The 14,966-nt window shown below is 38.6% G+C and carries 14 protein-coding genes; 9 read left to right on the top strand and 5 right to left on the bottom strand.

Annotated features, from left to right (window positions below):
* Positions 1-17: 17 nt before the first annotated feature.
* Together rep and CDG55_RS05110 are read right to left on the bottom strand one after the other, a co-directional pair.
* Positions 18-2,057, bottom strand: coding sequence for a DNA helicase Rep (gene rep, locus CDG55_RS05115; RefSeq protein ID WP_087537161.1), 2,040 nt, complete (start codon positions 2,055-2,057; stop codon positions 18-20).
* Between the two features lie 182 nt (positions 2,058-2,239).
* The gene (locus tag CDG55_RS05110) at positions 2,240-2,905 is read right to left on the bottom strand and encodes an OmpA family protein (protein ID WP_087537160.1); all 666 of its coding nucleotides are present in this window, start codon (positions 2,903-2,905) and stop codon (positions 2,240-2,242) included.
* Between the two features lie 389 nt (positions 2,906-3,294).
* Between CDG55_RS05110 and CDG55_RS05105 the strand changes: the two genes are divergently transcribed.
* The 6 genes from CDG55_RS05105 to CDG55_RS05080 all read left to right on the top strand — a co-directional run bounded on the left by CDG55_RS05105 (position 3,295) and on the right by CDG55_RS05080 (position 7,699).
* Positions 3,295-4,212 carry an acyltransferase gene (locus CDG55_RS05105; RefSeq protein WP_087537159.1) on the top strand — a complete coding sequence of 306 codons (918 nt, stop codon included), beginning with the start codon at positions 3,295-3,297 and terminating at the stop codon, positions 4,210-4,212.
* A 24-nt stretch (positions 4,213-4,236) separates the two neighbouring features.
* Positions 4,237-5,295 carry a hypothetical protein gene (locus tag CDG55_RS05100; RefSeq protein WP_087537158.1) on the top strand — a complete coding sequence of 353 codons (1,059 nt, stop codon included), beginning with the start codon at positions 4,237-4,239 and terminating at the stop codon, positions 5,293-5,295.
* Positions 5,296-5,413: 118 nt separating this feature from the next.
* On the top strand, positions 5,414-6,133 hold the full coding sequence (minC, locus tag CDG55_RS05095; protein WP_087537157.1) for a septum site-determining protein MinC: 720 nt from the start codon (positions 5,414-5,416) through the stop codon (positions 6,131-6,133).
* Between the two features lie 65 nt (positions 6,134-6,198).
* On the top strand, positions 6,199-7,011 hold the full coding sequence (gene minD / locus CDG55_RS05090) for a septum site-determining protein MinD (protein ID WP_005158270.1): 813 nt from the start codon (positions 6,199-6,201) through the stop codon (positions 7,009-7,011).
* A 2-nt stretch (positions 7,012-7,013) separates the two neighbouring features.
* The gene (minE, locus tag CDG55_RS05085; RefSeq protein WP_004663449.1) at positions 7,014-7,286 is read left to right on the top strand and encodes a cell division topological specificity factor MinE; all 273 of its coding nucleotides are present in this window, start codon (positions 7,014-7,016) and stop codon (positions 7,284-7,286) included.
* Between the two features lie 125 nt (positions 7,287-7,411).
* Entirely contained in the window at positions 7,412-7,699 is a 288-nt protein-coding gene (locus CDG55_RS05080; RefSeq protein ID WP_005158274.1) for a PA4642 family protein, read from the top strand.
* A 43-nt stretch (positions 7,700-7,742) separates the two neighbouring features.
* Here the strand turns inward: CDG55_RS05080 and rhtC are convergent, their stop codons facing one another.
* Both rhtC and CDG55_RS05070 read right to left on the bottom strand, forming a co-directional pair.
* The gene (gene rhtC / locus CDG55_RS05075; RefSeq protein WP_004663452.1) at positions 7,743-8,360 is read right to left on the bottom strand and encodes a threonine export protein RhtC; all 618 of its coding nucleotides are present in this window, start codon (positions 8,358-8,360) and stop codon (positions 7,743-7,745) included.
* A gap of 128 nt (positions 8,361-8,488) precedes the next feature.
* Positions 8,489-11,572, bottom strand: a complete 3,084-nt coding sequence (locus tag CDG55_RS05070) for a DNA translocase FtsK (RefSeq protein WP_087537156.1) — start codon at positions 11,570-11,572, stop codon at positions 8,489-8,491.
* Between the two features lie 281 nt (positions 11,573-11,853).
* On the opposite strand from CDG55_RS05070, the gene trxB reads away from it, so the two are divergent.
* From trxB to CDG55_RS05055, 3 genes are all read left to right on the top strand, one after another.
* Positions 11,854-12,804, top strand: coding sequence for a thioredoxin-disulfide reductase (gene trxB / locus CDG55_RS05065; RefSeq protein WP_087537155.1), 951 nt, complete (start codon positions 11,854-11,856; stop codon positions 12,802-12,804).
* A 93-nt stretch (positions 12,805-12,897) separates the two neighbouring features.
* Complete coding sequence (aat, locus tag CDG55_RS05060) at positions 12,898-13,629, top strand: leucyl/phenylalanyl-tRNA--protein transferase (RefSeq protein ID WP_087537154.1); 732 nt, start codon at positions 12,898-12,900, stop codon at positions 13,627-13,629.
* 26 nt (positions 13,630-13,655) lie between these two features.
* Entirely contained in the window at positions 13,656-14,471 is an 816-nt protein-coding gene (locus tag CDG55_RS05055) for an arginyltransferase (RefSeq protein WP_087537153.1), read from the top strand.
* On the opposite strand, the gene rimI is transcribed toward CDG55_RS05055, so the two are convergent.
* On the bottom strand, positions 14,457-14,918 hold the full coding sequence (rimI, locus tag CDG55_RS05050) for a ribosomal protein S18-alanine N-acetyltransferase (protein WP_171287510.1): 462 nt from the start codon (positions 14,916-14,918) through the stop codon (positions 14,457-14,459). The two genes, CDG55_RS05055 and rimI, sit on opposite strands and share 15 nt — an antisense overlap.
* Positions 14,919-14,966: the final 48 nt, after the last annotated feature.

Genomic DNA, 14,966 nt, shown 5'->3' with positions numbered 1-14,966 from the left:
TTCCTACTTACTATTTCTTAACGTTTCAATAATGCTTTTAAATTCGCGAGATATTGCTGAGCTTGCTCTTTCGGATCAACATTCGGTGCGAGTTTCTTTTTACGACCATGCCACTCTAGATCATCTTGTGGCAATTCGTCTAAGAAACGGCTTGGTGTCATTTGACGCATTTGACCACCGTTTTTACGCTGCTCAGCAAGTGTCAAGGTAAGCCCTTGTCGAGCACGGGTAATACCCACATACATTAAACGGCGTTCTTCTTCGATGGTTTCTGAAGCAATCGAGTTTTTATGTGGTAATAGCTCTTCTTCCAAGCCAATCATATACACATAAGGAAATTCCAATCCTTTTGCAGCATGTAACGTCAATAAGTTCACTTTATCCGTGTCCTCTTCTTCTTGCTGCTGCTCTAACATATCGAGCAATACCAGTTTGCGAATCACACTTTCAATATTCTTTTCATCGACATCATCAGTACGATTAATCAGATTTTGGATACTGGTATAGAGGCTCTCAATATTATCGATTTTGGTTTTTTCTTGAGCAGGTGTTGCTGCTTGCTCACGTATATAATCAATGTAACCCGCTTCGTTGATCATTTGACGAACTTTAGGTACAGGCTCATCATCATCTAACAATTCACGGGTAAATGTTGCGATAAAATCAGCAAACTCATGTAATTGAGTCGCAGCTTTCTTAGGCAATACCATCGACAATCGTTGATCTGAAGAAGCTGTTAATAACGATAAGGTATTTTCTTGTGCAAATAGTCCCAGTTTCTCTAAGGTGACAGGCCCAATTGCACGCTTCGGTGTATTAATAATTCGTAAGAAAGCACTATCATCTTCAGGATTAATAATGAGACGTAAATAGCTCATCACATCTTTAATCTCAGCACGAGCAAAGAATGATTGCCCACCTGATAATTTATAAGGGATTTGCATTTGACGGAGCTGCGTTTCTAATACGCGTGCTTGGAAATTACCACGATATAAAATCGCATAGTCTTTCCAATTTTTACCATTCATCAATTTATGCGTGATGAGATCTTTAACAACACGTTCCGCTTCATCATCGTCATTTAAACACGTGATCACACGGATATTTTCACCATGTCCTTTATCACTCCACAATTTTTTATCAAAAATATGTGGATTGTTTTCAATTACGGCATTAGCCGCTTTTAAAATACGACTGGTTGATCGGTAATTTTGCTCAAGTTTAATGACTTTTAAATTATGAAAATCTTCTTTTAATAAAGCCATATTCTCAGGCTTTGCACCACGCCATGCATAAATAGATTGATCATCATCACCTACAGCGGTGAATTGCCCCATCACACCAACGAGAAGTTTTACAAGGGTATATTGTGCAGTATTGGTATCTTGATATTCATCTACCAGTAAATAGCGAACCCGATTTTGCCATTTGTCTCTGACTTCAGCATTCTCTTGCAGCAAACGTGTTGGCATCACAATCAAATCATCAAAATCAACGGCATTATAAGCGCGCAGATTACGTTCATAGAGTTGATATAAATGTGCTAACTGTACATCGTCAACTGTTTCACACGTTGAATGGGCTTGCTCTGGTAAAACTAAGTCATTTTTCCAATCAGAAATTTTCTTCATTGCTTTGGCGATGAGTTCTTTACTTTCTGCGCCCGACATATTATCGCGCTGCATTAAGTCCATCAGAATTCGTTTGCAGTCGTCTGCATCTAAAATCGAAAAATTGGCTTTAAGAGGTAAGTTTTTTAATTCTAAACGCAATAAATTTAAGCCAAAAGTATGGAAAGTCGAAACTGAGAGTCCTTTTGCTTCTTCACGTGACAATAACTTAGCGACACGCTCCTTCATCTCACGTGCGGCTTTATTGGTAAAGGTCATGGCAGTAATACGATGTGCTGGAATACCACATTGCTGTACTAAGAAAGCAACTTTTCGTGTAATAACTGAGGTTTTACCTGAACCCGCACCTGCGAGCACCAACAATGGCCCTTGAACATATTTCATCGCTTCAAGTTGCTTGTCATTGAGTTGACTGGCAGATGACATCTCGTAATACCTCTCAAGTTTTCGAGCATGATTATAGACATCTCTGTTTTAGAATCCCAATAGTAAATCTTGGGATGTGTATAAATTATGATGCCTTATACAAATAACACGCCATAGTTTGTCGCAAGCTGTTCGACATAATAAAAAACCACCCGAAGGTGGTTTTTTTAAATCAGTAATAATTACTGTTTTGCATAAATGCTAATTTCTACACGGCGGTTTTGTTCTTTACCAGCAGCAGTTGCATTTGAAGCGATTGGATTAGAAGAACCTAAACCTTGCGCATCAATACGGCTGCTTGAAACACCTTGGCTTGCTAAATAGTTTTTAACTGATTGAGCACGTGCTTGAGACAATGGGATATTGATTGAATCATTACCAGTATTGTCTGTGTAGCCAGTAACTAAGATTGCGCTCTTGTTATCTTCAGCTAAAGTTTGCGCCACTTTGTTTAAAGTACCGTAGAAGTTTGGTTTGATGTTTGATTTATTGGTATCAAACGTGATGCTACCCGGCATGATCAATTGAACAGAACCATCTGGATTACGACCTACATCAACACCTGTACCTGCCATTTGCTCACGTAATTTTTTCTCTTTGTTATCGAGATATAAACCACTTGCACCACCAAGAATCGCACCGATTGCAATTGCACGGTTGTTTTGGCTGCTGCTACCGTTATTAATACCTTTAGAAACACCGTAACCAGCCGCTGCACCAATTAATGTACCTAAAGCAGCTTTGTCGTATGAAACACCGCCGATATCATTACCTTGTCCGCTCATTGTTTGGCAACCAGAAAGTACCAATCCAGCCCCTACTAATGTTGAAATTGCTAATGCACGCATTGCGTAGCTCCTGTCTATGTATTTTGTTGTCTGAACAAATAATGAATGAGAAAATCAAGCCAGACCATTGATATTTTGTTAATAACAAACAGTTTATTTATATTTTTGTAATATTTTGATGCACTTTTCTTGATCTTATACTCACATTCTCTCCACTGTTTATCATTTTGCATAAAAATATACTTATGAGAAATAAGTCACATTATTAAAAATTAAGTAATCATCTAAGTCTTCTATGGTAAAAATTTTAATTTCCCAGATTTTGTATCTATAAGTACTGGAATATATGAAAATTGTGAACATTTAAAAATATACAGTTGTATTTAAATATCTGTTGTTTATAGTTAAAAGGATTGTTTTATCGAAAATTAGCACCCAAGGTTTGATTTATGTCTACCACAAATAAAAAAGTATCGTTATTAGAAAGGGTAACTAAAGGACTTACTGTTGGTTCTGTAATCACAGGAAGTACTTTTTTACATGGTCCTCCTGTTCTTGCTCTTGGTTTTACAAAATTATTTAAAAAATCAAAAAAGGTAGATGAAACCAATATTCAGTTGGCGAATAGTTGGATTGGCGTAAATAATCAACTGATTGAAAAAATCTTACCAAATCTTAAGTGGGAAATCAGTATTGATGAGAAGCTCGATCTGAATTTACAAGGTCGTTATATGATGATTTGTAATCATCAAAGTTGGGTTGACACCACGGTAAATCAATATTTTGGTCTCACACGTATGCCACTCACCCGCTTCTTTACCAAGTGGGAACTCATCTTTATTCCTTTTGTTGGGCAAGCCTTTAAGATTTTGGGTTTCCCAATGATGAAACGTCACTCAAAGGAACAAGTGGCTAAAAACCCAGAACTGAAACATCGCGATATGTTAGAAGCACGTAAGGCCTGCGAACAACTTTTAAGTCAGCCTTTTACACTACTCAATTATCTTGAAGGCACTCGCTTTACTGCCGAAAAACAAGCAAAACAGCAATCACCCTATCAAAACTTACTTAAGCCAAAAGCAGGTGGCTTGGCATTGGCTTTAAACATCTTAGGCGATAAAATTGATGCTTTGGTTGATATGACAATTGTCTATCCTGATGGTGCACCAGATTATGGTGATTTCTGGCTAGGCGATGTTTCACGTATTGCTGTGGATTTGCGTAAAATAGAAATTCCAGATTGGGTGCTTGGTGGAAATTATGAAGATGATCCAATCTACCGCGAACGCTTCCAGCAATGGGTCGACCAAATTTGGACAGAGAAAGACCAACTGATTTCACAAATGAAATCTAAATATTATCAATAGTCTGATTAGGAATTGACTCACCACATGACTCAGCAGGACTCAAAACAAAACTCTAAATATAACCTTGTAAATCCAAACAGTAAGTTTTTTAAACTGTTTCTGGTTTATGACATTTTCATGGTGTTTATTATTGTTTTTAATTTGTTCTGCTTAGGCATGAACTTTTTTTTAATGAGTAATATTGGCGAATGGTTTTTTAATACGATCCATTTAGCCGGTGTACTTGAATTCTATCGTAGCTATCTGCACCCTTGGGTGATTATCACCGAAGCATGGTTTATTATTTTTTTAATCACTGAACTTGCCGTGCGATGGGCAATTGCGATTGTGAATAAACACCATGCTCGTTGGTGGTTTTTTCCATTTATTCATTGGTATGAAATCTTAGCGATTATTCCCCATTTACGTTTTCTACGTTTATTCCGCGCAGGTATCATTGCCTATCGTTTACATGAACTAGGTTATAAAGTCGTTCCAGATAATATTCGAATTAAGGCACTTTTTTATTACAGTGTCGTTATGGAAGAATTGTCAGATCGTGTGGTGATTACAGTTATAGATGGCGTCCGACAGGAGCTAGAAACCAGTTCAAGTCATAAAGATATTATTCATCAGTTAGTGGATCATCATCGTCAATTATTTACCGTTGCCCTTTCTTCTGTCTTGCAAGAATCTTTAGCAAAAACGTTACAAGCACAACAACCGATCATTACGCAAAAAGTAGGGATTATTGTTAATCAAGCCATTGAAGATACGCCTGAGCTAACTCAATTATTACGTCTAATCCCAATCGTAGGTGGGCGAATTGAACAGCAAATTCAAAGTATAGGGCAACGTTTGGGTGAAAATATCAGTGCAGGTTTAATTGAGCCGTTTACTAACGGATCTGTAAATCAACCCAATCAGAATTATTTATTTATTGCAGAAAAAGTCAGTGAATTGAATATTGATAATAAATACTTAGAAGAATTGGTCGAATCAGTGGTATTTGAAAGTCTTGCAGCCATACGAAAACAAGTCAAAGTCAAACAATGGCAGCAAACTTTACGTGAATATGATCAATTGGATAAAAAAGCAGAATGATTACAAGAAAATTTACCAATCTAGCTAGAGAATTCCTGTAATTTGTTCTAGCATTTGCTTTTATTTACAACATGCTTTAACACAATAGAGTGCTTAAAAAAGCCCTTAAGGATAAATTATGGCTGATATACGGATTACGGGCAGAATGGTGAATTTTAGTCGATTAACATTCGACACAAATGACCATAATGCGATCCGCCAGCAACTTACAAGCACCCTCAATGAAGGTTCTTATCTTGGAACATTAGTCATTATTGACAGTACCGTTGAACAAGAACTGATTGCCTTAATTCAATTGCTGATTGATCTTGGGTTACAGCCAATGGCGGTAATTGATGGAATTTTAGGTGATGAAGCTCGGGCGATTCAATTTCCTGTACTGCCTGCTGATCAACCTTTACAGCGTATCAAAGCATCAAAAGAGCAAGTCGTTGTTCAAGCACCTGAAAAAAATACTGAAACTCAAGAAATACAATCACCACAAAAACAAACACCGACTACGCATATCACCTCGTATCATGATGAGATTTTGCGTACTGGACAATGTTTGGTACAGGAGCAAGGTGATATTATCTTGAATGCGGGTATGAATAGTGGATCTGAAGTCATTGCGTCTGGAAATATTCACATTTATGGCAATGCTCGTGGTAGAGTCATTGCAGGCGCAGGTGGGCACACATCAGCTCGAATTTTTTGTCATTCACTAGAAGCAGAGTTAATCTCGATCGCAGGGACATATTGTGTCGCAGATGATATTCCTAAAGATATGATCAAAAAACCCGTACATATTTATTTAAATAACAAGCAAGAGCTTGAATTTGAAGCCTTACAGTTTTAATTTAACTTGTTAAACACCCAAAAAGCCCTTTTAGGGCCGTATGACCATAAATAGGAGTGGATTCGGTGGCCAAAATTGTTGTCGTAACGTCAGGCAAAGGTGGTGTAGGTAAAACTACAACAAGCGCATCTTTTGCAACAGGTTTAGCCCTACGTGGTCATAAAACTGTTGTGATTGATTTCGATGTAGGTTTACGTAATCTCGATTTGATCATGGGCTGTGAACGCCGTGTCGTTTATGACTTTGTCAATGTCATCAATAATGAAGCTCGCTTACAACAAGCCCTGATTCGTGATAAAGAAATCGAAAACCTATACATTCTTCCAGCATCTCAAACACGTGATAAAGACGCTTTGAGCGATGAAGGTGTTGCACGTGTCATTGATGAGCTATCTCAAGAGTTTGATTACATCATCTGTGACTCACCTGCGGGTATTGAGCGTGGCGCGATCTTGGCAATGTATCATGCTGATGAAGCAATCATTGTGACAAACCCAGAAATTTCATCAGTACGTGACTCTGATCGTATTATTGGTATGCTTGATAGTAAAACTAAAAAAGTTGAACACAACGAAGGCCGTATCCGTAAACATCTCTGTATCACACGTTTCAACCCTGAACGTGCTGACAAACAAGAAATGTTAACGATTGATGATATTTCAAAAGATATTTTACGTGTTCCGACTTTGGGTGTTATTCCTGAGTGTCCAAGCGTACTTCAAGCATCGAACGAAGGTAAGCCCGTAATTCTTTATGATGGAACTAAAGCTGGGCAAGCCTATGATGATTTAGTCGCTCGTTTCCTAGGCGAAGATCGTCCTTATCGACACATTGCAGTACAGCCAAAAGGTTGGTTAGCTAGACTATTTGGAGCGTAATTATGGCTGGATTCTGGAGTAAACTTTTTAGCAGTGATGAAAAACCATCAAGTGCGCAAACTGCCAAAGATCGCTTAAAAGTTATTGTTGCATCTGAACAAGGTTTAGGTCGTCGCTTAAGCCAAGACAAAATTGACCAAATGAAAAAAGAAATCATGCAAGTGGTCAGTCGTTACGTTCGTGGTGTAGATGAACAGCACATTCAAATGCAAGTTCGTTCAGAAGCAAATATCGAAATGTTAGAAATGAATATCAATTTACCTGAAGATCGATAGAAGTTTTTTCATTAGCGATTTTTCGCAAATAAAGGCAAAATACATTGCGACTGAACAAGGCCATGCTTTGTTAATTATTCAGTCCCGTATTTTGCCTTTATTATTTTAAGACTGAGGAGATTGTCATGGCATTATCACAGCCAGCAACTTTCAATGAAGAATGGTCAGATGAGCGTGTTTTTGCCTACCTCAACCAACTTCCACCAGCAGATGTCAATGCTGACTTCCATGTGCTCTATCATGCTTTCAAACATATGCGTCCCTTCGACTATGAGCGCTTGATCACCAAATTTTTAGCTGATGGTCGTGATTTAAATGCGACTAATCCTGAAGGACAGCGTATTCATGACGTGATCGCTCAATTTCCACGTCAAAAAGACGGCTTCTTAGAAGTATTAGCAAAATTTGCTTAAGATAAAAAAGCCTGCTTAAAGCAGGCTTTTTTATCTCTTTATTTTATCGACTACCAATCAAATAAACGCCCAGTAAGGTAAAAATCCCACCAGAAATACCATCAATCCATTTTGCAAAATTTTGATATGCTGTTCTGAATGTAGGCAATGAGAATACAAACGCTACCACTAAGAACCACAGCAAGGTCTCTATCGCAATAATAATAAAAAGCAAAGAGTGATGCTGATCAAATAAAGGATTGGCTAAGAATAATGAAAATACACTGCCAAAATAAATCACTGCTTTAGGATTCGATAAGTTAGTGAGTAAACCTTTCATAAAAAATAAATAAGGCGACTGAGGTAATACTATCTGTTTGATACTTTGCTCACCTTTTGAAAAAGCTGAACGAAGCATTTGGTATCCCAACCAACATAAATATAAACCACCAGCGACTAAAAGGCCTTGTTTTAGCCAAGCCATCTTTTCAAAAATAATATTCAGTCCCATCAATGCTAAAAGTGACCAGACCATTGCCCCCAAGCAAATACCAAATGCAACCAATACCGCATCCTTACGAGAACGGCTGACAGCAGTTTGAGAGACTAGGAAGAAATCAGGCCCTGGAGTGATAAGCGCACAAAAATGAATAAAAATGAGTGTACATAATGCAACAAACATGGCTCACCCTTTAGCTTGTATTTTTAAACAATAAGCTTAAATAAAAAACGTGATTATTACTATATAAAATTGATAAACCTATAACAATAAAGCCCCTAAAGAGGGGCTTTATTAGTGGAATATTCTTATTAAACGAGAATATCACGTTTGCCGTTAGCTCCCATTGAACTTACGATCCCGTTCTCTTCCATTTGATCAATAATTCGTGCAGCTCGGTTATACCCCAAACTAAATTTACGTTGTAACGATGATGTTGAAGCCTTGCGCGTTTCAAGTACAAAAGAAACACACTGATCATAAAGTGCATCACGATTAGGATCACCATCACCATCTTCAAAACCACGTGAGGTTGGTTCTTCATCAAATGGGGTTAAGATTTCATCAACATAATCAGGCTCACCACGTTCACGCCAAGCGTCACAGATGCGGTTCACCTCATCATCACTAATAAACGCACCATGCACACGCTCAGGTTCGATTTTACCTGGCCCTAAGAATAGCATGTCACCGTGCCCTAATAGATCTTCTGCCCCACCTGCATCAAGGATTGTTCGAGAGTCAATTTTACTATTTACACGTAATGCAACACGTGTTGGGATATTCGCTTTAATCAGACCTGTGATGACGTCAACTGAGGGACGTTGTGTTGCAAGTAGTAAATGAATACCTGCTGCACGAGATTTCTGTGCCAGACGGGTAATCATCTCCTCAGCTTTTTTACCAACCTGCATAATCATGTCAGCGAATTCATCTGCAACAATCACAATCGATGGTAAAGGAGCTAATCGTGGTGCACGCTCCCCTACAACTGAATCACTAGCTTTCCAAGTTGGATCAATCAAATCTTCACCATTGGCAATCGCTTCTTCCACTTTGCGGTTATAGTCAGCCAATTTACGAATTTTTAGAAAAGACATTAGCTTATAACGACGTTCCATTTCATTTACACACCAATTCAATGCGCTTACAGCATCTTTCATATCAGTAACAACAGGTGTTAATAAATGTGGAATATCATTATAGTTAGCTAATTCAAGCTGTTTTGGGTCGATTAGAATTAAACGCAATTGATCAGGCGTGTATTTTAACAACATTGATAAAATCATTGAGTTAACAGCTACTGACTTACCTGAACCAGTTGTTCCCGCAACTAACATATGTGGCGCTTTGCCCAAATCAGTAATCACAGGATTACCTGAAATGTCTTTACCCATCGCCATCGAAAGTAAACCCGCTGGGTCTTCAAATGCAGGTGTCTTTAACAACTCAATCAGTCGAACCATTTCGCGGCTGCTATTTGGGACTTCAATGCCGATATAAGGTTTTCCAGCAATCACCTCAACCACACGAACAGATGCCATTGACATTGAACGTGCTAAGTCACGCGAAATATTGGTCACTTTAGATGCTTTTACACCCGGTGCAAGATCTAGTTCAAAACGTGTCACGACAGGCCCAGGTTGAGCCTCCACTACTTGAGCTTTAACATTAAACTCTTGTAATTTAATTTCTAGCAGTTCAGACAAACGAGCTAATTGTTCAGCTGTAAAGTTCACCTTTTTATTCGGATCTACTTCGTCCAATAATTCTAAACCTGGCAAAGTTGGTAAATCACGACGTTTTTGAGCCACTTGCATCGCACGAGACATTGGGCGACCAAATGAGTCTGTTAACGGCGCGTCTAAATCAAAATCATCTTCGATATCAAAATTTTCTTCAACTTTACCCGCAGTTTCTTGCCATGCTTCAATAAATGCTTCTTTTGATAAACTCTCTTTAGGTGTTTCAATCTCAATAGGTGCTTTTACAAAAGCCGAAGACTGCGCATAGCTCGGAGTTTGCAATACAGATTGCTGTTGTTTGTCTTCAATGAACAAATCTTCAAATTCATCAAAGCCTTCATCCAAAATACTTTGCTTATCGTCAGCGATCATATTTTTGATCGTATGATGCGACTGAACTACCGTTGCTTGCGGTACAGATTGAACGTCTATTGAATCTAACTCAATATCAAAGTCAATTTCATCACTTTCATTTTTTGCCGTTGATCGCGTTTCTTGAATAAATGGCTTATGTACATCCGTAGCCGTTTTACTATTAGGAACAGCAGCCAATAATTCATCGAATATTTGGTCATCATTCCAATCGACTGGACTCTGATGAGGACGTTGCTCTACAGAAGAAACTTCCGTTGCTGCGTGTACATATTGAGATGAAGGATTTATAGCATCATCTGCCGCTCGCAAAAGTGCATCAATTTCTTGTTTATGGCTCGCATCATCATGTTGTAATGCACGCCATACTTCACCTGTTTGAATTAAACGCTGACTATCGGCTGCAAGTTGATGTGCTTGTTTTAAAGTTTGCTCAAAGTCTTCTGTTGATAATACTTCTTGTGATTGAACACTTTGCTGCTCTTTGGCAACAACATCAGCAAATAGTTTTTCGGCTAATAATTGATGATGTGCATTGTCTGTCGATGCTGTTTTAGCTGCAATGCTGTGCTGTGTACTTTGGGCTGTATCATTCGCCTCTACAATATTTGAATCCGCCGCTTGGAGTGGAGCTTTTTGCTTTATAGTTGGTGTTTCTGTTGAGGCTAATTGTTCAGTCAAATCATAAGCAGATTCGTGTTGAGGTATATTTTTATAGAACAAATCTTGTAAATATGCTGGCGTATTTTTTAATGTTGCCCAAGTTTTATTCCATTGAATACCAAAAGCTAAAGTGAATAATAAAATACTGAAAGCAAATAAAAAAAATGTTGCACCATAAATGGTTAAAAGCTGAGAAAGGCTCTGACCCAACTCATAACCAATAATACCACCTGCTGCATTTTCTAAAGTATCTGCTGGAACATTCCAATGTAGATACAACAAACTAGAAATGGACAGAATCAAGAAGAACTGTGCTGCATAACGGAATGGGCGATTTAAAAAACTTCTAGGCCACCATACTTGAATTGCTTCGATAAATAGAAATAAAGGAATGAACAAACTTGCCCATCCTAAAAAACCGAATAACAAATCTGCAATCCAAGCACCTGCAACACCACTTGCATTTGAGACCTGTTGCGTATCACTGGAAATATGCATCCAACCTGGATCAAAAGGTGTGTAGGTTACTGTGGCAAGAAATAGATAAATGCCAAAAGAAATCAAAAATAATGTCATTAAAAAGCGTTGTGCATAAACACTTGACACCGCAGCCATATACAGTCCTGTAACCCAATTTGTTATTTGTAGGTATCGATTAAGGTCTAACTGACCTTGATCAATAAGTTTTATATTATGCACTCGTTCTTACAAAAAAGATGCACGATTGTTTACTGTTGTTGTTAACATCCATTGTTGTTGCAAACATTGATGAAATATCAGTAAATGCTCTCCATGATATAGCTCAATTCGATTAAGTATATCAATATTATCCAACCCACTCCCCTGTGGATTCACGTATAATTTTAAAAGTTTCAATATAAAAAGGATGTTCTTTAATGAGCGCTCGTCACTCACGGTTGATTATTCTGGGTTCTGGCCCTGCAGGTTATAGTGCGGCGGTATATGCGGCACGCGCCAACCTCAAACCAACGCTGATTGCTGGTTTGCAGCTTGGCGGTCAGTTAACAACGACCACTGAGGTGGATAACTGGCCAGGGGACCCAGAGGGATTAACTGGTCCTGTATTGATGGAACGCATGCAAGCTCACGCTGAACGTTTCGGTACAGAAATTGTCTATGACCACATCAATGAAGTCGATTTAAAAACCCGTCCATTTGTGCTGAAAGGCGATATGGAAGAATACACCTGTGACGCGCTGATTATTGCAACAGGTGCAACTGCACAATATCTGGGTCTGGAATCTGAGGCTGCGTTTATGGGTCAAGGGGTGAGCGCCTGTGCAACCTGTGATGGTTTCTTCTATAAAAACCAGAATGTCATGGTTGTGGGTGGTGGTAACACTGCGGTTGAGGAAGCACTTTATCTTTCAAACATTGCGGCACATGTAACACTAGTACACCGCCGTGACAGCCTGCGTTCCGAGAAGATTTTACAGGATCATTTATTTGCCAAAGAAAAAGAAGGCAAGATCAGTATCATCTGGAATCATCAAGTAGATGAAGTACTCGGTGACAACACTGGAGTAACGGCTGTACGCATCAAATCCACACAAGACGCCAATACTCAAGATATCGCTGTCCAAGGTTTATTTGTTGCTATTGGTCATAAACCCAATACCAGCATGTTTGATGGTCAGCTTAACCTGCGTGATGGTTATATTCAGGTTCAAAGTGGTACTTCGGGTAATGCAACGGCAGCTTCTATTGAGGGTGTATTTGCCGCAGGTGACGTGGCGGATAGCGTTTATCGCCAAGCCATTACTTCGGCAGGTTCAGGCTGTATGGCTGCACTGGATGCAGAAAAATATCTCGACAACCTGAATTAATTACACCTCCTCATCTAACGTTGACAGTCCAATGGATTGTCAACGCTCTCCAGTTCAGTTAGTTTAAAATTATCCTGACTAAACTCATTTGTTATGCAACCACTACCCCTATCCCAATATATTTTTCCAAATCCTGTGGAAGCCGATCCAGAAGGACATGGCTTTATTTGTATTGGCGCAGACTTATCACCTGCTACATTATTTGAGGCCTATACACATGGTCTCTTCCCTTGGTTTAACGAAGATGAACCGATTTGTTGGTGGAGTCCTGAACCACGCTGCATTATTGAGCCTCATGCATATAAACCCAGTAAATCACTAATTCGAAATATGAAAAAATATGATTATCGGATTACAGTGAATCATGCTTTTGAAGATGTAATACGCTCATGTTCACTCCCCCGCAGCTATGCAAATGAAACATGGATTAGTGAAGATATTATCGAAGGCTATTGTTCTCTATTTAAGGCGGGTTATGCCTATAGCATTGAGGTCTGGCAACAAGAAAAATTAGTTGGTGGACTATATGGCGTAACAATAGGTAAAGGCTGTTTTGGTGAATCGATGTTTAGTACAGAAACAGATGTGTCCAAGATGGCTTTCTATACACTCATGTTGATCGGTCAAGAAAATCAGCTTCCTTGGATTGATTGCCAACTGGTTAACGATCATCTCCTGAGTCTGGGAGCCAGTACAATTTCTCGCCAGACATATCTAAAATCGTTACAAGATGTAATTATTGCCCCCTCTATCAATTGGAAAAGTTATCAAGAACGTGTATTTTCAAGTAAAACAATAGCAGTTTATGCAAAATTAGACGGTTAATGGATTAACACCTTGGAGGGAGATTAATGAAATCATACCAACCCAAGTCCCTTTTAAATGACTTACAGTACTATATAACACCGCCACACGACTGCAGTTATCTCGATAACAAATCAGCTCGAATGGTATTTTTAGATCCAATTCACCGTATTGATGTGGTGACATTGTCTGAACTTTCGCGTGTCGGTTTTCGACGTAGTGGCGATTTTGTCTATCGACCAGAATGCCATTTATGTCGCCAATGTTTATCTTGTCGCGTTCCAATTCAAGAATTTAAAATGAATAGTAGCCAGAAGAAGGCATGGAAACGTAATCAAGATTTAAAAATGAGTATTTTGCCAACTTCGCAAGCCACTCAACAGCATTATGATTTGTATGAGCGTTATATTAACGAGCGTCATGCAGATGGCGATATGTATCCAGCAACATTAGATCAGTTTGAAAAATTCCTCGTTCACAGTTGTACAGAAAGTTTTTTCATCGAACTTTGGGATGATCAGAAACTGATTGCTGTCTCTACCTGCGACTTAATGGATGACGGTCTCTCTGCTGTATATACTTTTTTTGATCCTCAAGAACAACGTCGTTCACTTGGTGTTTTTGCGATTCTTAAACAAATTGAATATGTCAGCACTTTAAATTTAGATTACTTATATTTAGGTTATTGGGTGCCTCACTCAGCTAAAATGAACTATAAATCACAATATACGCCACTGGAATTATTATTAGATGGACAATGGCGTCGCCTTAACCGCCCACTCTCGGAAAAAGAGATTCATCAACTTGGAAATTCATTAATGACAACTCTACCATCGGAGTGGGATAACTTAATTATTAAATAAAGCAGCAAAATCATCAGTGCATGTTTTGACCATAATCACAGCATGCTCTTTTGTACCATCTAAATTTGGATAATAATTTTTTCGTAAGTCTATTTGATGAAAATCCGTTTTTTCATACAAACGGATTGCAGCAAGATTGCTTTCACGTACTTCTAAAAAAATTTGGATTGGATTATTTTTTAAAAGTTGAATGGAATAATCTAACAACTCGTATCCAAGACCTTTGCCCTGTTGGCTTGGATGAATCGCCATCAGTAATAAATTGGCCTCGTCTAGAACAGGCTGCAAAATACAGAACCCAACAACCTGATTCGACTGCTCATAGACCGTGCACTGATAGGAAGCTAAAGACTCTTGAAATTGTTGCTTCGACCAAGGATGTGTTTGTACTAAACGTTCAATTGCAACAACACTGTCTAAATCGCTCTCTTGCATCAATCGGATCACAGACTTTTACCCTATAAAATACTGATGCAGATTATCAGCAATTTAATA

The sequence above is a fragment of the Acinetobacter sp. WCHA45 genome (assembly GCF_002165255.2).
Taxonomy (GTDB): domain Bacteria; phylum Pseudomonadota; class Gammaproteobacteria; order Pseudomonadales; family Moraxellaceae; genus Acinetobacter.
The sequence above is the reverse complement of the archived record's forward strand: the minus strand, read 5'-3'. Positions and strand labels throughout refer to the sequence as shown.